General features: G+C 59.8%; 20 protein-coding genes and 1 pseudogene. 11 read left to right on the forward strand and 10 right to left on the reverse strand.

The genetic code is table 11. The features are described 5' to 3' along the window. Nucleotides 1-191: 191 nt before the first annotated feature. From adk to ACA053_RS05390, 6 genes are all read left to right on the forward strand, one after another. On the forward strand, nucleotides 192-839 hold the full coding sequence (gene adk / locus ACA053_RS05365; RefSeq protein WP_109628179.1) for an adenylate kinase: 648 nt from the start codon (nucleotides 192-194) through the stop codon (nucleotides 837-839). A 93-nt stretch (nucleotides 840-932) separates the two neighbouring features. Then, entirely contained in the window at nucleotides 933-1,607 is a 675-nt protein-coding gene (gene tsaB / locus ACA053_RS05370) for a tRNA (adenosine(37)-N6)-threonylcarbamoyltransferase complex dimerization subunit type 1 TsaB (RefSeq protein ID WP_123719874.1), read from the forward strand. A gap of 256 nt (nucleotides 1,608-1,863) precedes the next feature. Next, entirely contained in the window at nucleotides 1,864-2,169 is a 306-nt protein-coding gene (locus ACA053_RS05375) for a hypothetical protein (protein WP_497394688.1), read from the forward strand. After that, nucleotides 2,169-3,029, forward strand: a complete 861-nt coding sequence (locus tag ACA053_RS05380) for a DUF72 domain-containing protein (RefSeq protein WP_497394689.1) — start codon at nucleotides 2,169-2,171, stop codon at nucleotides 3,027-3,029. The genes ACA053_RS05375 and ACA053_RS05380 overlap by 1 nt, the downstream gene beginning before the upstream one ends. A 32-nt stretch (nucleotides 3,030-3,061) precedes the next feature. After that, complete coding sequence (locus ACA053_RS05385) at nucleotides 3,062-3,883, forward strand: isocitrate lyase/PEP mutase family protein (RefSeq protein WP_497394690.1); 822 nt, start codon at nucleotides 3,062-3,064, stop codon at nucleotides 3,881-3,883. 2 nt (nucleotides 3,884-3,885) lie between these two features. Beyond that, a complete protein-coding gene (locus ACA053_RS05390; RefSeq protein ID WP_109628183.1) occupies nucleotides 3,886-4,581 on the forward strand; it encodes an extensin-like domain-containing protein in 696 nt (231 codons plus the stop codon). Nucleotides 4,582-4,598: 17 nt separating this feature from the next. On the opposite strand, the gene ACA053_RS05395 is transcribed toward ACA053_RS05390, so the two are convergent. Continuing rightward, nucleotides 4,599-5,219: an energy transducer TonB gene (locus ACA053_RS05395; protein ID WP_109628184.1), complete on the reverse strand. Its 621-nt coding sequence runs from the start codon at nucleotides 5,217-5,219 to the stop codon at nucleotides 4,599-4,601. Nucleotides 5,220-5,312: 93 nt separating this feature from the next. Here ACA053_RS05395 and ACA053_RS05400 point away from each other — a divergent pair, with 93 nt between their 5' ends. Next, complete coding sequence (locus ACA053_RS05400; protein WP_010462878.1) at nucleotides 5,313-6,095, forward strand: class I SAM-dependent methyltransferase; 783 nt, start codon at nucleotides 5,313-5,315, stop codon at nucleotides 6,093-6,095. 109 nt (nucleotides 6,096-6,204) lie between these two features. Here the strand turns inward: ACA053_RS05400 and ACA053_RS05405 are convergent, their stop codons facing one another. After that, nucleotides 6,205-6,849: a TetR/AcrR family transcriptional regulator gene (locus ACA053_RS05405; protein WP_497315865.1), complete on the reverse strand. Its 645-nt coding sequence runs from the start codon at nucleotides 6,847-6,849 to the stop codon at nucleotides 6,205-6,207. Nucleotides 6,850-6,942: 93 nt separating this feature from the next. Here ACA053_RS05405 and ACA053_RS05410 point away from each other — a divergent pair, with 93 nt between their 5' ends. The 3 genes and pseudogenes from ACA053_RS05410 (at nucleotide 6,943) to ACA053_RS05420 (ending at nucleotide 12,050) form a co-directional block, all read left to right on the forward strand. Then, nucleotides 6,943-8,043, forward strand: coding sequence for an efflux RND transporter periplasmic adaptor subunit (locus ACA053_RS05410; protein ID WP_497315867.1), 1,101 nt, complete (start codon nucleotides 6,943-6,945; stop codon nucleotides 8,041-8,043). A 6-nt stretch (nucleotides 8,044-8,049) separates the two neighbouring features. Next, nucleotides 8,050-11,115, forward strand: a complete 3,066-nt coding sequence (locus ACA053_RS05415) for an efflux RND transporter permease subunit (protein WP_109628187.1) — start codon at nucleotides 8,050-8,052, stop codon at nucleotides 11,113-11,115. Nucleotides 11,116-11,661: 546 nt separating this feature from the next. Beyond that, nucleotides 11,662-12,050: pseudogene (locus ACA053_RS05420) on the forward strand (DUF6124 family protein). 69 nt (nucleotides 12,051-12,119) lie between these two features. Here the strand turns inward: ACA053_RS05420 and ACA053_RS05425 are convergent. The 5 genes from ACA053_RS05425 to plsB form a co-directional block, all read right to left on the reverse strand. Beyond that, on the reverse strand, nucleotides 12,120-12,809 hold the full coding sequence (locus tag ACA053_RS05425; RefSeq protein WP_497394691.1) for a DUF4197 domain-containing protein: 690 nt from the start codon (nucleotides 12,807-12,809) through the stop codon (nucleotides 12,120-12,122). A gap of 27 nt (nucleotides 12,810-12,836) precedes the next feature. Next, nucleotides 12,837-13,235 (reverse strand): YbaY family lipoprotein, encoded by a 399-nt coding sequence (locus ACA053_RS05430; protein ID WP_497394692.1) that lies wholly within the window; start codon nucleotides 13,233-13,235, stop codon nucleotides 12,837-12,839. Between the two features lie 76 nt (nucleotides 13,236-13,311). Beyond that, the gene (locus ACA053_RS05435) at nucleotides 13,312-13,677 is read right to left on the reverse strand and encodes a YbaY family lipoprotein (RefSeq protein ID WP_109628190.1); all 366 of its coding nucleotides are present in this window, start codon (nucleotides 13,675-13,677) and stop codon (nucleotides 13,312-13,314) included. Between the two features lie 152 nt (nucleotides 13,678-13,829). Then, nucleotides 13,830-14,432, reverse strand: a complete 603-nt coding sequence (locus tag ACA053_RS05440; RefSeq protein ID WP_497394693.1) for a hypothetical protein — start codon at nucleotides 14,430-14,432, stop codon at nucleotides 13,830-13,832. 110 nt (nucleotides 14,433-14,542) lie between these two features. Beyond that, nucleotides 14,543-17,026 carry a glycerol-3-phosphate 1-O-acyltransferase PlsB gene (gene plsB / locus ACA053_RS05445; protein WP_497315877.1) on the reverse strand — a complete coding sequence of 828 codons (2,484 nt, stop codon included), beginning with the start codon at nucleotides 17,024-17,026 and terminating at the stop codon, nucleotides 14,543-14,545. Between the two features lie 167 nt (nucleotides 17,027-17,193). On the opposite strand from plsB, the gene ACA053_RS05450 reads away from it, so the two are divergent. Next, nucleotides 17,194-17,403 carry a cold-shock protein gene (locus ACA053_RS05450; protein ID WP_497315879.1) on the forward strand — a complete coding sequence of 70 codons (210 nt, stop codon included), beginning with the start codon at nucleotides 17,194-17,196 and terminating at the stop codon, nucleotides 17,401-17,403. 73 nt (nucleotides 17,404-17,476) lie between these two features. On the opposite strand, the gene ACA053_RS05455 is transcribed toward ACA053_RS05450, so the two are convergent. The 3 genes from ACA053_RS05455 to dapE form a co-directional block, all read right to left on the reverse strand. Then, nucleotides 17,477-17,854 (reverse strand): hypothetical protein, encoded by a 378-nt coding sequence (locus ACA053_RS05455; RefSeq protein ID WP_128872768.1) that lies wholly within the window; start codon nucleotides 17,852-17,854, stop codon nucleotides 17,477-17,479. A gap of 75 nt (nucleotides 17,855-17,929) precedes the next feature. Continuing rightward, nucleotides 17,930-18,739 carry a putative RNA methyltransferase gene (locus tag ACA053_RS05460; protein ID WP_497315881.1) on the reverse strand — a complete coding sequence of 270 codons (810 nt, stop codon included), beginning with the start codon at nucleotides 18,737-18,739 and terminating at the stop codon, nucleotides 17,930-17,932. Next, a complete protein-coding gene (gene dapE / locus ACA053_RS05465; RefSeq protein WP_497394694.1) occupies nucleotides 18,739-19,890 on the reverse strand; it encodes a succinyl-diaminopimelate desuccinylase in 1,152 nt (383 codons plus the stop codon). Before dapE ends, ACA053_RS05460 begins: the two co-directional genes overlap by 1 nt. Between the last annotated feature and the right edge of the window lie 184 nt (nucleotides 19,891-20,074).

The raw sequence follows: 20,074 nt of genomic DNA on the forward strand, positions 1-20,074 counted from the left end.
CGACTTGGGGTACCCCGTCGCAAGGTCACGCAAGGCGCGGGTTTCTCCGACTTTCGGCGGCTTGTGTGGTCCGGGCCTGCTGTGTATCTTGATCAGCCTTTGACCGTTTGGGCGGTCACGACCCTGTTTTTGAGATTGGCCCCACGAGGCGAATCCGTTGTTATCTATATAAAAAATTGAGGAGCACATCGATGCGCGTCATTCTGCTGGGAGCTCCCGGGGCCGGTAAAGGTACTCAGGCAAAGTTCATCACCGAAAAGTTCGGCATCCCGCAAATCTCCACCGGCGACATGCTGCGTGCAGCGGTCAAGGCTGGCACCGAGCTGGGCCTGATCGCCAAGAGCGTCATGGACAGCGGTGGCCTGGTTTCCGATGACCTGATCATCAATCTGGTCAAGGAACGCATCAGCCAGGCCGATTGCGCCAACGGTTTCCTGTTCGACGGTTTCCCGCGCACCATTCCCCAGGCTGAAGCCCTGGTGAAAGCCGGCGTCGAGCTGGATCACGTATTGGAAATCGACGTTAAAGACGAAGACATCGTCCAGCGTATCGCTGGCCGTCGTGTTCACGAGGCCAGCGGCCGCGTGTACCACATCGTCTACAACCCGCCGAAAATTGCCGGTAAAGACGACATCACCGGTGAAGAGCTGGTACAGCGCAAAGACGACACCGAAGAAACCGTGCGTCATCGCCTGTCGGTCTACCACGCCCAGACCGAGCCTCTGGTGAAGTTTTACCAGGAGCTGTCCGTCGCTCAAGGCAAACCGAAGTACAGCCACGTCGAAGGTATTGGCTCGGTTGAAGCGATCACCGGCAAGGTGCTTGAAGCGCTGAACTGAAAAGACTGATCCGCTTCATCTTCTACGGCCCGCTTGCGGGCCGTAGTTGTTTATACTGGCGCACTTTTTCTGACCTCTCTTACGGAAACATCGATGAGCACCTTGCTGGCCCTGGACACCGCGACTGAAGCTTGCTCCGTTGCCTTGCTGCATGACGGCAAGGTCACGAGCCATTACGAGGTGATCCCGCGCCTGCATGCGCAGAAACTGTTGCCGATGATCCAGCAGTTGCTCGCCGATGCCGGGACCACCCTGCAAGCGGTCGATGCCATCGCATTCGGTCGCGGGCCGGGCGCATTCACCGGCGTGCGGATCGCCATTGGCGTGGTGCAAGGCCTGGCGTTTGCACTGGATCGCCCGGTGCTGCCGGTGTCCAACCTGGCGGTGCTGGCGCAGCGGGCGTATCGCGAACACGGCGTGAGCCAGGTTGCGGCCGCCATCGATGCGCGCATGGATGAAGTGTATTGGGGTTGCTACCGCGAAACGGCGGGCGAGATGCGCTTGGTGGGTAATGAGGCGGTGCTGCCTCCGGAAGTGGCCGCATTGCCGGCCGATGCCAGTGGTGAATGGTTCGGCGCCGGCACGGGTTGGGGATATGCCGAGCGCATCGCCGTCAACCTGAGCGGGCAGGACGCGGGCATGTTGCCCCATGCTGAAGACCTGCTGACGCTGGCGCGGTTTGCCTGGGAACGCGGTGAGGCGATTGTGGCGGATGAGGCTCAGCCGGTTTATCTGCGCGATAAAGTGGCGACGCCGAAAGCGCGTTGATCCGAGACCGAGTTGAACCCTTCGCGGGCAAGCCTCGCTCCTACAGGTTTGAGCCGATCGCAAAATGCGTGAACGACACAAACCCTGTAGGAGCGAGGCTTGCCCGCGAAAGCGATCTAACAGAAGTAGCCAATCGTCGATTTATCCCGCCGCTTTTAAACCTTTTCGTATTTCTGTGTTCTAGTTATCACTCGGCGGTTTGCGAAGTGGGTTATGTGCCACTAGACTGCCACTACTGATACCGGACATGTACTCCATGCGTATAGACGGCGTTTCCTCCCAGTCCTACCCCATCAAGCGCAAGCCCCGCAAAGGCTCGGTGGCGGATGACGACTACGTCGATATCGACGGCGAGCTGGAAATCCCGACCGAAGAGCAAATGGCCGCCCGTGCCGCCAAAGCCTCCGCGCAACGCCTGAGCAACCTTCCGGCCCGTCAGCAAGACATGATCTACCACCGCGCCATGAGCAAAAGCGTCGCCACGGCACTCGCCAGCTACCTGAGCACTGCCGGTTTTGTCGATTGGGATACCGATGTAATGGGCCTCGACCTGTACATCTGATGTTGCTGCCTTACTACCTCGGCTGCCCGTCCTGGAGTGAAAACGCCTGGCGCGATTATCTGTATCCGCCGGACGCCAAATCCGCCGACTTTCTGAATCTCTATTCCCAAGTATTCAACGCCGTAGAAGGCAATACGACCTTCTACGCGAGCCCGGCTGCCAGCACGGTGCAGCGCTGGGCCGAGACCATGCCCGAACACTTTCGCTTCACCGCCAAGTTTCCCGGCGACATCAGCCACGGCGGTGACCTGCGCGAACAACTGACCGCCGCCGACACCTTCCTGCAGTTGCTCAGCCCACTCGGTGAGCGGGTTTCGCCGCTGTGGCTGCAACTGTCCAAAAGCTTCACCCCGCACCGATTGCCCGAACTGGCCGGCTTCATCGATGCACTTGAGCGACCGCTGGCGGTTGAAGTGCGGCATGACGAGTTCTTCGCCAAAGGTGATAGCGAGCGAGTGCTCAATCGTCTGCTGCTGGACCGTGGCGTCGAGCGCATTTGCCTTGATCCACGAGCGCTGTTCAGCTGCACGTCGACCGATCCTTCGGTGCTTCACGCCCAATCGAAAAAGCCCAGGGTGCCGACGCGTCCGGCAGCGTTTACCCAATTCCCGCAGGTGCGTTTCATCGGCCATCCACAGCTTGAGGCGAACGATCCGTTCCTGGAGCCCTGGGTCGAGAAAATCGCCGTGTGGATCGAAGAGGGCCGTACACCCTACATCTTCCTGCACACCGCCGATAACCTGCTGGCCGCCAGACTGGCGCAACGTTTCCACGCAAAACTGATGCTGCGTTTGCCTGGCTTGCCGCCGTTGCCTGAGCTATACAGAGAGCCCGCCGCCGAGCAACTTGGCCTGCTCTGAGGCGGACTCGTCCCCCATTCAGGAGCCTGCCAATGGATGCGCAAACCCTTCGAGCCCAAGCGTTCAAAGCACTGCACGAACGCGAGGGCGCTTTTGTCATTCCCAATCCGTGGGACGCCGGCTCGGCGAAGATGCTCGCCAGCCTGGGGTTCGAGGCGCTGGCGACCACCAGTGCCGGTTATGCCTTTTCCAACGCGCGGCCCGATGGCGGGTTGACGCTGGACGATACGCTGGCGAACGTCCGGGCGATTGTCGCGGCAACCGACTTGCCGGTGGCAGTGGACCTGGAAAACGGTTTTGCGGACGACCCGGCCGAATGCGCGCAAAGCATTTTGCAGGCTGCGGCGGCGGGCGCTGTTGGTGGCTCGATCGAAGATGCCACGGGCCGTGAAGACGCGCCAATCTACTGCTTCGAACATGCCGTGGCGCGCATTGAAGCCGCCGTCGCAGCGGCGCGCAGCTTGCCTTTCCCTTTTGTCCTGACCGCCCGTGCCGAGAATTTTCTGCACGGCAATCCTGACCTGGCCGATACCATTCGCCGTTTGCAGGCATTCGCTGAGGCGGGGGCCGACGTTTTGTATGCGCCGGGTCTGCGCAGCGCTGACGACGTGTTGGCGGTGGTCCGCGCCGTGGCGCCGAAACCGGTCAACGTGTTGATGTCCGGCGGACTCAAATTGACGGTCGGGCAGTTGAGCGAGATGGGCGTCAAACGCATCAGCGTCGGTTCGGCCCTGGCCTTGGCGGCGTATGGCGAGTTTTTCCGTGCGGCCGAAGAGATCAAGACGTCGGGCACCTTCGGGTTCACGTCGCGGTCCATGCCCTATGCGCAGGCCAATCAATTGTTCAAAGGCTGACGATGCGGTTTCGGTGGTGGCTGTTGTTGATGCTGTTGATCATCGGTGCGGCGGGCGTGAGCGTCTGGCGCGGCTGGATTTCGCTGCCGCCCCAATGGAACCCTTGGGCACCGCTGGACGTGAAGGCCAAGCCGAACGTTCTGACGCGCTACAAACTGATGCGCCTGCGTGATGATCCGCAATTGTGTGATCAGGCCTTGAGCAGTTCCGGGTTGCGGGTCACGCATCAGGCCGACAGTCCCGGCGCGACGTGTCCATTGATCAACACCTTGCGTGTGCAGGGCGGTGATGTCGCGCTAAGCAGCAGCTTTCTCGCCAGTTGCCGCCTGGCGGTTTCGTTTGCCCTGTTCGAACACCATGCCCTGCAACCCGCCGCACAAGCGGTGTACGGGCAGTCCGTCAGCCGGGTCGATCACCTCGGCAGCTTTGCCTGCCGCAACGTCTACGGCCGCGAAAACGGCAGACGAAGCCAGCACGCCAGCGCCGATGCGCTGGACATTGCCGGTTTCCGCCTGGCGGACGGTCGAGCCATCAGCGTGCTCAAGGATTGGCCGAAGGATAATCAGGACGCACGGTTTCTGCGCCAGGTTCGCGATGGCGCCTGTGGCTTGTTCAGTGTGGTATTGAGCCCGGACTACAACGCCGCCCATCGCAATCACTTTCATGTCGATGTCGGGCCGTGGTGGGTGTGTCGCTGACTGCCTGTTATTAACGATCAGGCGGCGATGCGCAGGTTCTGCAGGACGATCGGGCGAGCCCAGCCGTTATCGAAGTCGAGTTGTTTCTGTTGCTCCACCAGTTCTTCGGGGGAGAACGGCGGGAACGGTTTGTCCAGCAGGTCCATTTCGAATTCAGCGATCGGCAAACGCAGCGGGCGCGGTTGTGGCGCTGGGCCGGCTTCTGGCAGGGGCTGGCCGGCGGTGAGCACGATCGGACGCACCCAGCCACTTTCGAAGTCTTGTTGTTTCTGTTGCGCGACGATTTCTTCGGCCGGGAACGGCGGGAAAGGTTTGTCGGCCAGGTCCATTTCGAACTCGGCAATCGGCAGGAACAGCGGCTCGGGTGGCTTGACTTCGGTTTCTTTCACATCGCATTCGCGCTGGCTGACGATGTGCGCCAACAGCTCACTGCCGACGGTAGGCTCGACCGGGCTTTCAAGATCAACCGGTGGAAAAGTCCCACACGCCGGCACCACATCGGTCGACTGTTCGGCCAGGGCCTGGGCAAAAAAATCTTGCCACAGGTGACTGACGCCGCTCAGTGCTTGCGAGTTTCGCAGGCCATAATCGCCATGACGCGATAGGTAGCCTACGGATGTGGATTGAATGCCTGACATTTTTCTCGGTCGACGCTCAGCTCTGGCAAAATGCTCGTTAGTTTTGTTATCGGCCGTTTTTGCCGATCATTAATTTTTTGAGCGTGTTTTCCCATGATTGAGCAACCTGCGGCTTGCCGCATCCACGTCGAGGCCTCGGCCCCGGCGTTTCAGCCACAAGCGGAGCAATGGGCCGAACGCCTGGGCTTGCCTTTGCATGTGGATGACGGCGAGTTTGCCTTGCAGGTGGGCGAACAGGGTTTGCAGCTGCAACAGCTCGGGCCGGACGCACCGGGGCCGGTGCGGGTGGACTTCGTCGAAGGTGGTGCGGCGCATCGCCGGTTGTTCGGTGGTGGCACCGGGCAGATGATCGCCAAGGCGGTTGGCATTGCCCAGGGCGTACGTCCGCGGGTGCTGGATGCCACGGCGGGGCTGGGCAAGGATGCGTTCGTGTTGGCGAGCCTGGGCTGCGAGATGAGCCTGATCGAGCGCCAGCCGCTGATTGGGGCGTTGCTTGAGGATGGGCTTGCCCGTGGCGCGGAAGATTTCGACGTGGCACCGATTGTGGCGCGGATGAAGTTGCTCAAGGGCAATTCGATCGAGGTCATGCGCAACTGGGAAGGCGAGCCGCCACAGGTGATCTACCTCGACCCGATGTTTCCCCATCGTGAGAAAACGGCGTTGGTGAAAAAGGAAATGCGCCTGTTCCGGCCGTTGGTCGGCGATGATCCGGATGCGCCGGCATTGCTCGAAGCCGCGTTGGCACTGGCCAGCCATCGGGTAGTAGTCAAGCGCCCGCGCAAGGCGCCTTGTATTGCGGGGCCCAAGCCGAGTCATGCGCTGGACGGGAAATCCAGTCGGTATGATATTTATCCGAAGAAAGCGCTTAAGCCATAAGACCGTGTCGCGCCCTTCGCGGGCAAGCCTCGCTCCTACAGAATCTGTGCTAAACCCTGTAGGAGCGAGGCTTGCCCGCGAAGGCGTCAGTCCAGACAACCAGAACCCATCAGTCTGTCCCAGGCCTGTAAGCCCGCATAAACAACCCCACCACTTCCCGCACATGCTCCTCGGCCGCATCGCCGGTCACCGGCTCGCCGCAGCCATACAGCAAGCGGAAATTCCCGGCGCCCTTGAGCAGGCAGAAGAAATGCTCGGCTGCATTGCGCGGTTTATCGATGCTCAACGCGCCGCACTGATCAACCTTGGTCAGCAACCGCTCCATGCCGTGCAGCATGCGTTGCGGTCCGGCCTCGAAGAAGATCAGCGAGAGTTTCGGGTCCTGGCTGCCCAGGGCCATCATCAGCCGATGCAGGTTCACCGATTCATCGCTGTTGATCAGCTGATGAAAGCCGCGCGCGATGTTCAGCAGTACCGTTTCTACCGAAATGCCGTCCGGCAATTCGAAAAACAGCGTGGGCAACTGCTCTTCGCACTTGGCCATCACGGCGGCGGAGAACAGCGTCTCTTTGTCGTTGAAATGGCTATAGACCGTGAGCTTCGACACACCGGCTTCCGCCGCCACTGCATCCATGCTGGTGCTGGCGTAACCATTACTCAGAAACAGAATTTTCGCCGCATCGAGGATGGCCTGGCGCTTGGCCAGATCCTTTGGACGGCCCGGACCGTTGGGTGCTGAAAGATTGTTCGACATTCTTCGCTTTAATACTGGACTGGTGAGTTTGCTATTAATAACATACTCACCAGTATAATTATTCCAAGCACCATTAGCGAAAGGTCCTTCACCATGTTCCGCTATGCCTTGCCCCTCGCGTTGCCAGTCTGTCTGGCGTTTTTATTGTCTGCGTGTGGCCACGAAGAGGCGCCTAAAGCCACTGTCCGCCCGGCGATGGTTGTGCAGCCAGAGCCTTCGGCCCAGGCAATGGAAAGTTTTCCCGGTGAAGTACGGGCTCGTTATGAGCCGGACCTGGCGTTTCGCATTGGCGGCAAAGTCAGCCGACGACTGGTTGAAGAAGGGCAGCGGGTCAAGGCCGATCAGCCACTGGCCGAACTCGATCCTCAGGACGTACGCCTGCAACTGGAGGCCACCCGTGCCCAAGTGGCCGCCGCCGAGGCCAATCTGAGCCTGGTGCGCGCCGAGCGTGATCGCTACAAGACCCTGATGGACCGTCAGATGGTCAGCCGTTCGCAGTACGACAATGCCGAAAACCTTTACCGATCCGGTGAAGCGCGCCTCAAGCAAATCAAAGCCGAGTTTAACGTGTCGACCAATCAGGCCAGCTACGCGGTGCTGCGTGCACCCCAGGATGGTGTGGTTGCTAAACGCGCAGTTGAAGTCGGACAAGTGGTGGCGGCCGGGCAAACCGTGTTTACCCTGGCCACCGATGGCGAGCGGGAAGTGTTGATCAGCCTGCCGGAGCAGAGTTTCGGCCGCTTCAAGGTCGGTCAGCCAGTGTCGGTAGAGCTCTGGACCCAACCCGATCAGCGTTTCGCCGGGCGCATCCGTGAGCTGTCGCCCGCTGCCGATCCCAAGTCGCGCACCTTCGCGGCCCGGATTTCGTTCACTGGCGGCAAGGTCCCGGCCGAACTCGGCCAGAGCGCCCGGGTGTTCGTCCAGACCGCTGACGTGATACCGCTGTCTGTGCCGCTGTCGGCACTGACGGCGGAAAACGGCGCGACCTACGTCTGGGTCGTCAGTGCCAACAATACCTTGAAGAAAACCCCGGTCCGGGTCGGTGCCTTCGGCGAGAAAACCGTCCCAGTGCTCGAGGGCCTGAATGCCAGCGACTGGGTGGTGGCCGCTGGCGTCCATGTCCTGCTCGAAGGGCAGCAAGTGCGCCCGGTGGATCGCTCCAACCGCGTGGTCAATCTGGCGGACAAGGAGTAATCCCCGATGGGTTTCAATCTTTCCGAATGGGCGCTGCGCAATCGCCAGATCGTACTGTTCCTGATGCTCTTGCTGGCCGTCGTCGGCGCGCTTTCCTACACCAAACTCGGCCAAAGCGAAGACCCGCCGTTCACCTTCAAGGCCATGGTGATCCGCACCAACTGGCCGGGCGCCACGGCGCAGGAAGTCTCGCGCCAGGTCACCGAGCGCATTGAAAAGAAGCTGATGGAAACCGGCGAATACGAGCGCATTGTCTCTTTCTCGCGCCCCGGCGAATCCCAGGTGACCTTCATTGCCCGTGACTCCATGCATTCGGTGCAGATTCCGGACCTGTGGTATCAGGTCCGCAAAAAGGTCAGTGACATTCGGCACACTTTGCCGCCGGGCATTCAGGGGCCGTTTTTCAACGATGAGTTTGGCACCACCTTCGGCAATATCTACGCGCTGACCGGCGACGGTTTTGATTACGCAGTGCTCAAGGATTACGCCGACCGCATCCAGATCCAGCTGCAACGGGTCAAGGATGTGGGCAAGGTCGATCTGCTCGGGCTGCAGGACGAGAAGATCTGGATCGAGCTCTCCAACGTCAAACTCGCCACACTCGGTTTGCCATTGGCCGCCGTGCAGCAAGCACTTGAAGAGCAGAACGCGGTGTCCACGGCCGGGTTCTTTGAAACCACCAGCGAGCGATTGCAGCTACGGGTTTCGGGGAATTTTCAGACCGTCGACGAGATCAAGAACTTCCCGATCCGCGTCGGTGACCGTACCTTCCGCATCTCCGATGTGGCGGACGTGCGCCGTGGATTCAACGACCCACCGGCACCGCGCATGCGTTTCATGGCGGAAAACGCCATCGGTCTGGCCGTGGCGATGAAGGACGGTGGCGATATTCTGGTGTTGGGCAAGGCGCTGGAAATCGAGTTCGACCGCATTCAGAAAAACCTCCCGGCCGGCATGCAACTGCGCAAGGTTTCCGATCAGCCTGCCGCAGTGAAAACCGGCGTTGGCGAGTTCGTTCAAGTGCTGGTGGAAGCCCTGGCGATTGTGTTGCTGGTGAGTTTTTTCTCCCTCGGCGTGCGCACCGGCATGGTGGTGGCGCTGGCGATTCCGTTGGTGCTGGCGATGACCTTCGCCTGCATGTATTACCTCGGCATCGGCCTGCACAAGATTTCCCTCGGCGCGTTGGTTCTGGCACTGGGCTTGTTGGTGGACGACGCAATCATCGCCGTAGAAATGATGGCGATCAAAATGGAGCAGGGCTTCGACCGCATCAAGGCGGCCAGTTACGCCTGGACCAGCACCGCGTTCCCGATGCTCACCGGCACCCTGATTACCGCTGCCGGGTTTCTGCCGATCGCCACTGCGCAGTCGGGCACCGGCGAATACACGCGCTCGATCTTCCAAGTGGTGACCATCGCGTTGTTGGCCTCATGGATTGTCGCGGTGGTTTTCGTGCCGTACTTGGGGGAAAAACTTCTGCCGGACCTGGCGAAAATTCATGCCGCCAAACATGGCACCGGTCAGCCCGACCCTTACGGCACGCCGTTCTATCAGCGGGTCAGGCGTTTGGTGGAGTGGTGCGTGCGCTGGCGTAAAACCGTCATCGTGCTGACCGTGGTGTTGTTCATCGGCTCCATCGTGCTGTTCCGCTTTGTGCCGCAACAGTTCTTCCCGGCTTCGGGGCGGCTCGAGTTGATGGTCGATCTGAAACTCGCTGAAGGCGCGTCCCTGAGCAACACCGCCGACGAGGTCAAACGCCTTGAAGCGCTTCTGAAGGATCACGCCGGCATCGACAACTACGTGGCCTACGTCGGCACCGGTTCGCCGCGTTTCTACCTGCCGCTGGATCAGCAACTGCCGGCGGCGAGCTTCGCCCAGTTTGTCGTCCTGGCCAAGACCATCGAGGAGCGCGAAACCCTGCGCACCTGGCTGATCGAAACTCTCAACGAACAATTCCCGACCCTGCGCTCGCGGGTTACACGCCTTGAAAATGGTCCGCCGGTTGGCTATCCGGTGCAGTTCCGGGTGACCGGCGAGCACATCGAGGAAGTCCGCGCGCTGGCCCGCAAAGTGGCGGCCAAGGTTCGCGAAAATCCGCATGTGGTGAACGTCCATCTGGACTGGGAAGAGCCGAGCAAAGTCGTCTACCTTAACGTTGATCAGGACCGCGCCCGGGCGCTGGGTGTGAGCACGGCCAACCTGTCGAAGTTCTTGCAAAGCTCCCTGACCGGTTCCAGCGTCAGCCAGTACCGCGAAGACAACGAGTTGATCGAGATCCTGCTGCGCGGCACGTTGCATGAACGGACCGAACTGTCGTTGCTGCCGAGTCTGGCGGTGCCGACCGACAACGGCCGCAGCGTGGCGCTGTCGCAAATCGCGACGCTGGAATACGGCTTCGAAGAAGGCATCATCTGGCACCGCAACCGCCTGCCGAACGTGACGATCCGCGCCGACATCTATGGCAAGGAACAACCGGCGACGCTGGTGCAGCAGATCATGCCGACCCTCGACCCGATTCGCGCCGAACTGCCGGACGGTTACTTGCTGGACGTCGGCGGTACGGTGGAAGACTCGGCCCGTGGCCAGAACTCGGTGAAGGCCGGCGTGCCGCTGTTCATCGTGGTGGTGCTGACTTTGCTGATGCTGCAATTGCGCAGTTTCTCACGCACGGTGATGGTGTTCCTGACCGCGCCGCTGGGCTTGATCGGGGTGACGCTGTTCCTGATGGTGTTCCGCCAGCCGTTCGGCTTTGTGGCAATGCTCGGGACCATCGCGCTGTCCGGGATGATCATGCGTAACTCGGTGATCCTGGTGGACCAGATCGAGCAGGACATCGCCGCCGGGCTCAAGCCGTGGCAAGCAATTATCGAAGCCACGGTGCGGCGTTTCCGGCCGATCGTGTTGACGGCACTTGCGGCAGTGCTGGCGATGATCCCGTTGTCCCGCAGCGTGTTCTTCGGGCCGATGGCGGTGGCGATCATGGGCGGGTTGATCGTGGCGACGGCGCTGACGCTGCTGTTTTTGCCGGCGTTGTATGCGGCGTGGTTCAGGATCAAGAAAGAGTCGGTGTAATCTCGGCGGCCTTCGGGCCGCCCGCTCTCTTGCTGACGTTCACCGCTCTAAATTGTGGGAGCGAGCCTGCTCGCGATGGCGTCGTGTCAGGCAATACATTTCGCAAATGGACGACCGCTTTCGCGAGCAGGCTCGCTCCCACAGTTAATCTTCTGAATACAAATACCGTGTACGACACAAAACCCTGTGGGAGCGGGCTTGCCCGCGATGGCGATCTGGCAGGCGACTATGTTTAAAGATCTGCCAAAACATCAGAACCTTCCCACGAAATTTTCAGGTTGTCTGTCGGAAGCGCGATCTCTAGGCTTTTGGGTGTCGCTGCAAAAAGCAGCGACCGGGTTTCGCAGCCCGGTTAAACTTCAGACGCACAGCGTCCACCATCCGAAAGCGGGCGTTTTTTTATGCCTGTGTTATGGCGGCTGTGCGCGGGAGATCTTCGGGTCTGCCGGGTTCCTGAAGTCCCGGTCTGCGAACCTGCGTACAGCTGTCACCTTATGTTCGTTTCGCAGCGAACGGTGACAGCTCCACTACTTCAGGAGTTACACGATGATTAAAGACAGCCCAAATCCTCCATACACGGAAGCAGAACTGGAAAAAGAAACCGACCCGGTTTCCCCCTACGCCTTTCTCGATTCCAAAAAACTCCACGACGCGGCAATTCGCGCTCTTGATCACTATTTGGCGCCACCACCCGAAAAAAGGCTAAAGCTGACCGTCGTCCCAGCTCGGTTTTCGTCATCGCCCCCAACGTTGATTCCGAAACCCTTTTGGCTCACGCCTGCGAAACCCTCGCTTCGGCAAATGTGATGGCCAGTGAGTTAGCCTTCGGTTTGAACGGACCGAAATGCAATCTTATGTTGGCGGTTCAACAGATGATTTCGCTGGCGGAGTTATCGGTAAATCGCGTTCTGGATCAGGTTGATCCGCACCAGTAGCGCAAACGGAAAAAGCCCACTGACCTGTAAAGACCAGTGGGCTTTTTTGCGAGTTTCAATTGCTTGGAATTAAAGCGTACCAAAGACCTTCTTCGCCAGACTCGTCGCCGCAGCCGCCGGATTCTGGCGGATGGTTTCTTCCTGTTTACCGATCATCTCGAACAAACCGTTCAACGCCTGCTCGGTCACGTAGCTTTCGATGTTGGCGTTCTTCGCATCCAGCACGCCCATGGTCGCTGCCTGGCCCGCGAAGGTGTTGTATTGCTTGGCCAGGCCGACCTGGTCGGTGGCTTGTTTGACGATAGGGAGGAACTTGACGCGAATCTGTTCGCGGCTGGTTTTGCTCAGGTATTGGGTGGCCGAATCTTTGCCGCCGCTGAGAATCCCTTTGGCGTCCTCGACGCTCATCTTCTTGACCGCGTCCACCAGAATTGGCTGGGCCTGGGTCACGGCGGTTTCCGCCGCTTTGTTCATGCTGGTTTCCAGCTGAGTGACCTGGTCGCCCATGCCGAACTGTTTCATTTTGCTGGCGACTTTGCCCAGTTTGCCCGGCAGTTCGATTTTCACGTCCGGGTTGTTGCTGAAGCCGCCCGGCGTGCCGAGTTGTTTGACGGCCAGCTGCGCGCCTTGGGTCAGGGCGTCTTTGAGGCCGCCGGTAGCGTCCTTTTGCGACAGGTCATTGAGCGACAGCGCCAGCGCGCTGGCGGAGATCATCAAGCCTGCGAAAAGGCCGGCGAAGCGAAGGGTAGGGCGGAGCATGGCGGCTTCCTTGTTCAAAAAGAGAAATTAGCGAACGGCGTCGACGCGGATTTTCAGGGGTTGCGGATCGCGGCCATCAAGCTGTACGGCGTGGTGTTCGGTGGTGATGAACATCAGCTTGCCGTCGACTTCGATGCGCGCGCTGACCGAATAGCGATGACCAGGTTTGACCTGGGCCGGATCGTAACTCAGATGAAACGGCAGTGGCACCTGGCCTTTGACCGGGCCTTTCTGTTCATTGAGGATAACGGCGGGCGCATCCGCGAGGGACACGTCCTGCAGGCTGACGCTCAAGGTGGCGCTCGCCGGCAGGGCGACGCGTTGGAGGTAGAAGACTTCGCCATCGAGGCTGGTTTTCGCGGCAGGTTGCAGGGTCTGGCAGGCGCTGAGCAAAGCAGCCAGTGCCAGAAGCGAGCATTTTTTCATGAATTTGATCCTTGTCCCTGGCGCCCGAAGAAGACCGGCGCCAACGACAATTTAACGGATTTTTTCAGCTCAAGACTTAGAAGTTACTGTCTGGTTTCGTACGAACGTTGCGGACAATAACGTCCTCGGGACGGAGGTGGTCGACACCCAGTTGCACTGCGTGATCCTTCGTGGTCGCGAAGATCACTTGTTCGGTGGTTTCGATCCGCGCACGGATGGCATAGCGGTGATCAGGCAGGACATCGGCAACCTTGTACAGCAAGTTAAAGTCCAAGCCCGTTGTCTCTGCGTTAGGGATGACTTGCCTTGCGAGTTCTTTGGCCGGAACGTCTGTGGAAGTGACATCCAGCAGATTGACGTGAAGTGTCGAGTTGGGCGGTAATTGAATTCTCAGTAGATAGTGCACGGTACCACCGATGCTCTTTTCATATTCGTTGCTCATTTTGATTTCCTTATCAGATTAATCGTCGGGAATGACGAATTGTCAGCATATCGTCGAGAGCCGCGAACGCTATGTAGGGTATTTCCTTACTTGTTGACCGAATAGGCTGCGAAATAGATGGCGCGCGACAAATTACATTTTTCGACTGTCTTTCAAGTCGTGCTGAAGGGCTTCAATACAACGGAGCCCGGATAGACCGCTATTGAATTCAGGTATTCGTTTTCAGTGGCGGTCAGGGTGTAGCGTTTACCGGGGACGACAGTGGCTGGATCGTATTCCAGGTAAAACGCCTGCGCCTGATTTTCGCTGATATGTATCTGAGTGACGAGGGCTTGGGTGTCGTCGTGCTCGTGGGCGGCAACGGTGACGGCGTGTTCGGGTTCGACCGCTCGAGGTGCTTGCGCCTGTATGTAGAGACGGCCTATCGGGCTCAGGTGCAGGATCTGTCGGTGCGGCGCGTGGTGGACGATCACGAAGTAGTCCAGGTCAATCAACAGGGGAACTCCGTTATGGGTCATGTTGATGGTCACAAGGTATTTGACGCTGACATCGGAATAGTTGTGTGGGAACGAAAAGTTCCAGGATCCGCTGTACAGGTTTGGTGTACGCGATTGCGCCACTTTGATGGGGAAGGAGGAGTTGGCAGTTTGCACGCCTATAAAGGTTTCGCCGTTGCCATCGTCTGGGGGCAGAAAGTCTTCAGGCAAACTGAAAGTGAGGGTGACGTAGTTGCTAGTGTTTTCAAGCGGTGTCATCGCGATATCCATATCGGAATTTAAGAGGGCCTCTATTAATTCATAATTGACAGATTATAAGAACATCCGTGTTCTTATAGTCATTGTCAGAAAGTTACAGCCGACTGCAACTAAGCCTGGTCCGCCGCATCTTCACTTCGATGCAAGGCCACCTGGCGGATCGACAACCGGATCTCCGCCGGCAGCACCCGTTTGGCCGCACCTTCCGCCAGTTCACCCAGCAACTCGTGATAGCTCAACTTGCCGGCTTCGTCGCGCTTGAGCACGTCGAGATCCAGCATCGTCTGAATGAAGTGGCGGAACAGACTCTTGTCGAAGAACTCCGGGGCATTCAGGCCATGGAGGATCGACAGGCGCTGAGCCATGACGGTGCACAGGTCTTCCAGTTCTTCGGCGCTGATGCTGTTCTGGCCGCTGTTGAGCAGCAGGGACACGGTCATGTAGAAGCGTTGCAGCGTCTGGGCGATGCTCTTCGACAACAACGTCAGCAACACAAAATGCCGTGAGCTTGGTGCCGGGCGCAGGTAAACGTCGTTCTCGAAACGCAGCAGACCTTGCTCGACGAACGCGTCGAGCCATTGATCGATCACGCCATCCAATTCATCCAGCGTCCAGCGAATGAACAGCTCCGATTGCAGGTACGGATACAGCGCCCGGGTGTAGCGCAGGATCTGTTCGCGGCTCATGCGCGACGCGCTCTGGAAGAAACTCGCGAGCAGCGCCGGCAGGGCGAAGATGTGCAGCACGTTGTTGCGGTAGTAGGTCATCAGGACGGCGTTCTGCTCGTCCAGATACAGAATCTTGCCCAGCGCATCGCTCTGTTCGGACAGCAGATCCATGTCCTTCACATGCTCGATCAGCGCCCGGCCATCACCTTCCGGCAGCGTAGTGTGCGGCGAGTACGGAACCTTGCGCAGCAGCGCCAGATACAAATCCAGCACCCGCGCCATGGCGCGATCATCCAGGGCCAGACGGGTGGTGGACAGCAGCGCCAGGGCCACCAGATTCACCGGGTTGATCGCCGCCGCTTCGTTCAGATGCTGCGCGACTTTCTCGCCGAGACGGTTGGTGGTTTCGTTGAGCCACGCGGGTTTGAACTGCGGGCCGAGTTCCTGTTTACGCCAGTCGGGCTGTTCGCTGTCGAGGAATTCCGCGAGTTTGATCGGCTCGCCGAAGTTCACCGCCACCTGACCAAAACGCTGCTTGAGCGCGCCGATGACTTTGAAGATGTCGAAGATCGATTCTTTCTTCTTGCTCGCGCCGCGCAGTTCGCCGAGGTAGGTCCGGCCTTCCAGCACACGCTCGTAACCGATGTACACCGGAATGAAGACGATGGGCATGCGCGACGAGCGCAGGAAACTGCGCAGGGTAATCGCCAGCATCCCGGTCTTCGGTTGCAGCATGCGCCCGGTGCGCGAACGGCCGCCCTCGACGAAGTATTCGACCGGGAAACCTTTGGTGAACAAGGTGTGCAGGTATTCGTTGAACACCGAGGTGTACAGCGGGTTGCCCTTGAAGGTGCGGCGCATGAAGAACGCGCCGCCACGCCGCAGCAGGCTGCCGATCACCGGCATGTTGAGGTTGATCCCGGCGGCGATGTGCGGCGGGGTCAGGCCGTTTCGGAACAGCAAGTAAGACAGCAGCAGGTAGTCGATGTGGCTGCGATGGCACGGCACATAGATCACTTCGTGACCCTGAGCGACTTTCTGCACGCCTTCGATGTGGTTGACCTTGATCCCGTCGTAGATCTTGTTCCAGAACCAGCTCAGCACCACTTCCAGGAAACGGATTGCGGTGTAGGTGTAGTCCGAGGCGATCTCGTTGCCGTAGCGCAGGGCCTGGGCCTTGGCTTTCTCCGGGGAGATGTTTTCCCGTTCGGCTTCGTCGAGGATCGCTTGCTTGACCAACGGCTGATTGAGCAAGCCTTTGACCAGGTTGCGTCGGTGGGAAATGTCCGGGCCTATCACCGCGGCCTTGAGGTTGCGGAAGTGCACGCGCAGGATCCGCTGGGCCATGCGCACGGTGCGCTCGTGGCCTTTGTTGTGGTCGATCAATTCGCGCAGGTGAATCGGCGCGGAGAACTGCACTCGGGTCTTGCGGCCCAGCACGATGATGCTGAGCAACCGACGCAGGCGACCGGTCACGGCCCAGCTATCGGCAAAAAGTAGTTTCCACGGGCTCGATTCGCTGTCCGGCGACTGCCCCCAGAACACGCTGACCGGAATGATCTGCGCGTCTTCGGCGGCATTCTGGCTCAGGGCGCTGACCAGGCGGGTCAGCGTCGGCGGTGCGCCTCGTTTGTCCTGGCGGCCGAGCCAGTCGGGCTCCGGCGTGAGGTAGAAAAACGCGGCGGGTTCCACCAGGTTGCCTACCGACACGGGCAGCACCGGGCGGGGCAGGCCGGCCTTGCTGCATTCGGTGTCGACCACGGCCAGGTCGGTCAGCGAAGGGTTTTGCAGGACGTAGAACACCGGACGACTGCGGTCGAGGTTGAGGGTGAACGACGACTGATTGATCGTCTCCGAGCGAACCCAGAGATAGAGCAGTCGGCGCAGGGTGCCAAACACAAGACGGCGGAACGGGGAACGGGTCATACGGCATCTGCGTGAGTGAATAAAACCGAGCGTTTGCTCGGGCGGCCGATAGTGTGCCGGATTCGTCGAAAATCGGCAAAAAAGCGGGTAAGTAAAGTTGAGTTGAGAGTTTTGGCGCCTGTCATATACTCGGCGGCTCAACAATAAAAAGAAGGGGGTATCGATTCATGGCTACGCGCGAAACCGGCAATGTGAAGTGGTTCAACGACGCCAAGGGCTACGGCTTCATTCAGCGCGAGGACGGGGTGGACGTGTTCGTGCATTACCGCGCGATCCGCGGCGAGGGGCATCGTTCGCTGGCTGAAGGTCAGCAGGTTGAATACGCCGTGGTGACGGGCGAGAAGGGGTTGCAGGCTGAGGATGTGATAGGTCTGTAAACCCACCTTCCAGTTCACCCAAAACCACTGTGGGAGCGAGCAAGCCCGCTCCCACATGGGGTTGGTGTCGTTCTTACGCGGTTTTCCAGGTGATCTCTTCTTCACCGTCGGCGCTGATGCGCATCCAGCGATCCGCCGTCTCTTCACCTTCTTCCTCGACCCACGTACCCGGCGCACAACGCACTTCGACGTTCAGCGCGGCAAACGCGGCGCGGGCGCAAGCGATGTCGTCTTCCCACGGGGTCTGGTCGCTGTCCAGGAACAGGCTGTTCCATTTGCCGACGGCTTTTGGCAGCCAGGTGACGGGCACGTTGCCGGCCTTGCACTTGTAGGTCTGGCCCTTCTTGACCCATTCACTGCACTGGCCCAACGCTTCGCTAAGCCAGTCTGCGACGGCCTTGTAGTCGACGTCGGCGTCTTTCAGGTAAATCTCGATATCGGGTTGGCGCATGGATGTCCTCACTGCGGGTCTGAAAAATCCATTCGCGGATTTAGCCGGCCTCGAGCCATTGCTCAAGACCAAAAATTATTGAAGTACGAAGTAATCGTAGCGCATCGAAACGGTGACCTCGAACGGCTCAACCTGCTCGATGACCGCCGCTCGGCGTTCGGCACTGGCGCGCCAGCCGTGGGGCGTCATGGCCAGCAGGTTGGCGCGATCCTGACCCTTTGAAAGCGTCAGTTTGAATTCCAGGGTTTCGCTGTGTTGCAGCGCCATGCCTTCCGGCACCAGGGCCAGATGCTTGTCGTCGGTGTATTCACGGACTTCGTCGTACAGCCGCTCGCGCAATTCCATCAGATGGCCGCTGGTCGGCCCGACTTTCATCAAGCCGCCGCCGGGGCTGAGCAAGCGCTTGGCTTCCTCCCAATCCAGCGGACTGAAGACGCTGGCGAGAAACTGGCAGCTCCCCGAGGCCAACGGCACCCGCGCCATGCTGGCGATCAACCAGGTCAGCTGCGGGTTGCGTTTGCAGGCGCGTTTCACCGCTTCCCGGGAGATGTCCAGGGCGTACCCGTCAGCGTTGGGCAAGGCCTCGGCGATTTGCGCGGTGTAATAACCCTCGCCACACCCGATGTCCAGCCAGCGCTGCGGCGCGTATTGCGCAGCCAGCTCTGCCAGGCGCTTTGCCACCGGTGCGTAATGGCCGGCGTTCAGGAAGTCGCGACGGGCTTCGACCATGGCGAGGTTATCCCCTGGGTCGCGGCTGTTCTTGTGCTGCACCGGCAGCAGGTTCAGGTAACCCTGCCGCGCACGGTCGAAACGATGCCCGGCGGGGCAGGCCACGCCGTTGTCCACCGCGTTCAGCGGTTCGCTGCAGATCGGGCAGGCGAGCATCAGGCGAGCAACTTGATCAGGGTCTGGTAGTAGATTTCGGTCAGCACGTCGAGGTCGGCAGCCAGTACGCGCTCGTTGACCTGGTGGATCGTCGCGTTGACCGGGCCCAGTTCAACCACCTGAGTGCCCATGGTCGCAATAAAGCGTCCATCGGAGGTGCCACCGCTGGTGGAGGCTTTGGTGTCGCGACCGGTTACGTCCTTGATGCTTGAAGCGACGGCATCCAGCAACGCGCCCGGTTCGGTCAGGAACGGCAGACCGGACAGCGCCCAGTCGATGTGCCAGTCCAGGCCATGTTTGTCGAGGATGTCGGCGACGCGCTTTTGCAAGCCTTCAACGGTGGATTCGGTGGAGAAACGGAAGTTGAACACCGCCATCAGGTCGCCCGGAATCACGTTGGTCGCGCCGGTGCCGGAATTGACGTTGGAGATCTGGAAACTGGTCGGCGGGAAGAAATCGTTGCCGTGGTCCCAATGCTCGGCGGCCAGTTCGGCCAGGGCCGGGGCGGCGAGGTGGATCGGGTTCTTCGCGAGATGTGGATAGGCCACGTGACCCTGCACACCGCGTACGGTCAGCTTGGCGCCGAGGGAGCCACGACGGCCGTTCTTGACCACGTCACCCACCAGGGTGGTGCTCGACGGTTCGCCGACGATGCACCAGTCCAGACGTTCCTTACGGGCGGCAAGGCGTTCGACCACTGCCTTGGTGCCGTGGTGCGCCGGGCCTTCTTCGTCGCTGGTGATCAGGAAAGCGACCTTGCCCTTGTGGTCCGGGTAGTCGGCGACAAAGCGCTCGGCCGCCACTGTCATCGAGGCGAGGCTGCCTTTCATGTCCGCCGCGCCACGGCCACAGAGCATGCCGTGTTCGTCGATCAGCGCGTTGAACGGGTCGATCTGCCAGGCGGTTACCGGGCCGGTCGGCACCACGTCGGTGTGACCGGCGAAGCACAGCACCGGGCCGTCGTGTTTGCCGTGGGTGGCCCAGAAGTTATCCACATCTTCGATGCGCATCGGTTCCAGGGTGAAGCCGGCATCGCCCAGGCGCTGCATCATCTGCTTCTGGCAATCGGCGTCAACCGGCGTCACGGACGGACGGCGGATCAGGTCGATGGCGAGTTGAAGGGTCGGCGAAAGGTCGGCGTGGGCCGTCATGGAAAACTCCGGAAATCTTGAATATGGGCGCGGACTAAATGTGGGAGCCAGCCTGCTGGCGATGGCGGTGTGTCAGTCAACATAAACGTTGATTGTTACATTGCCATCGCCAGCAGGCTGGCTCCCACAGGGATGGATATCACGCCAAGCCCCGCAAAATGGCGGTTATCTTAAAGCAAAACGG

The sequence above is a fragment of the Pseudomonas sp. LBUM1672 genome (assembly GCF_059695655.1).

What these genes read in the sequence shown, in the direction of transcription:
- adk (WP_109628179.1), top strand. Translation starts at nt 192, where the DNA reads ATGCGCGTCATTCTGCTGGGAGCTCCCGGGGCCGGTAAAGGTACTCAG.
- tsaB (WP_123719874.1), top strand. Translation starts at nt 933, where the DNA reads ATGAGCACCTTGCTGGCCCTGGACACCGCGACTGAAGCTTGCTCCGTT.
- ACA053_RS05375 (WP_497394688.1), top strand. Translation starts at nt 1,864, where the DNA reads ATGCGTATAGACGGCGTTTCCTCCCAGTCCTACCCCATCAAGCGCAAG.
- ACA053_RS05380 (WP_497394689.1), top strand. Translation starts at nt 2,169, where the DNA reads ATGTTGCTGCCTTACTACCTCGGCTGCCCGTCCTGGAGTGAAAACGCC.
- ACA053_RS05385 (WP_497394690.1), top strand. Translation starts at nt 3,062, where the DNA reads ATGGATGCGCAAACCCTTCGAGCCCAAGCGTTCAAAGCACTGCACGAA.
- ACA053_RS05390 (WP_109628183.1), top strand. Translation starts at nt 3,886, where the DNA reads ATGCGGTTTCGGTGGTGGCTGTTGTTGATGCTGTTGATCATCGGTGCG.
- ACA053_RS05395 (WP_109628184.1), bottom strand. Translation starts at nt 5,219, where the DNA reads ATGTCAGGCATTCAATCCACATCCGTAGGCTACCTATCGCGTCATGGC.
- ACA053_RS05400 (WP_010462878.1), top strand. Translation starts at nt 5,313, where the DNA reads ATGATTGAGCAACCTGCGGCTTGCCGCATCCACGTCGAGGCCTCGGCC.
- ACA053_RS05405 (WP_497315865.1), bottom strand. Translation starts at nt 6,849, where the DNA reads ATGTCGAACAATCTTTCAGCACCCAACGGTCCGGGCCGTCCAAAGGAT.
- ACA053_RS05410 (WP_497315867.1), top strand. Translation starts at nt 6,943, where the DNA reads ATGTTCCGCTATGCCTTGCCCCTCGCGTTGCCAGTCTGTCTGGCGTTT.
- ACA053_RS05415 (WP_109628187.1), top strand. Translation starts at nt 8,050, where the DNA reads ATGGGTTTCAATCTTTCCGAATGGGCGCTGCGCAATCGCCAGATCGTA.
- ACA053_RS05425 (WP_497394691.1), bottom strand. Translation starts at nt 12,809, where the DNA reads ATGCTCCGCCCTACCCTTCGCTTCGCCGGCCTTTTCGCAGGCTTGATG.
- ACA053_RS05430 (WP_497394692.1), bottom strand. Translation starts at nt 13,235, where the DNA reads ATGAAAAAATGCTCGCTTCTGGCACTGGCTGCTTTGCTCAGCGCCTGC.
- ACA053_RS05435 (WP_109628190.1), bottom strand. Translation starts at nt 13,677, where the DNA reads ATGAGCAACGAATATGAAAAGAGCATCGGTGGTACCGTGCACTATCTA.
- ACA053_RS05440 (WP_497394693.1), bottom strand. Translation starts at nt 14,432, where the DNA reads ATGACACCGCTTGAAAACACTAGCAACTACGTCACCCTCACTTTCAGT.
- plsB (WP_497315877.1), bottom strand. Translation starts at nt 17,026, where the DNA reads ATGACCCGTTCCCCGTTCCGCCGTCTTGTGTTTGGCACCCTGCGCCGA.
- ACA053_RS05450 (WP_497315879.1), top strand. Translation starts at nt 17,194, where the DNA reads ATGGCTACGCGCGAAACCGGCAATGTGAAGTGGTTCAACGACGCCAAG.
- ACA053_RS05455 (WP_128872768.1), bottom strand. Translation starts at nt 17,854, where the DNA reads ATGCGCCAACCCGATATCGAGATTTACCTGAAAGACGCCGACGTCGAC.
- ACA053_RS05460 (WP_497315881.1), bottom strand. Translation starts at nt 18,739, where the DNA reads ATGCTCGCCTGCCCGATCTGCAGCGAACCGCTGAACGCGGTGGACAAC.
- dapE (WP_497394694.1), bottom strand. Translation starts at nt 19,890, where the DNA reads ATGACGGCCCACGCCGACCTTTCGCCGACCCTTCAACTCGCCATCGAC.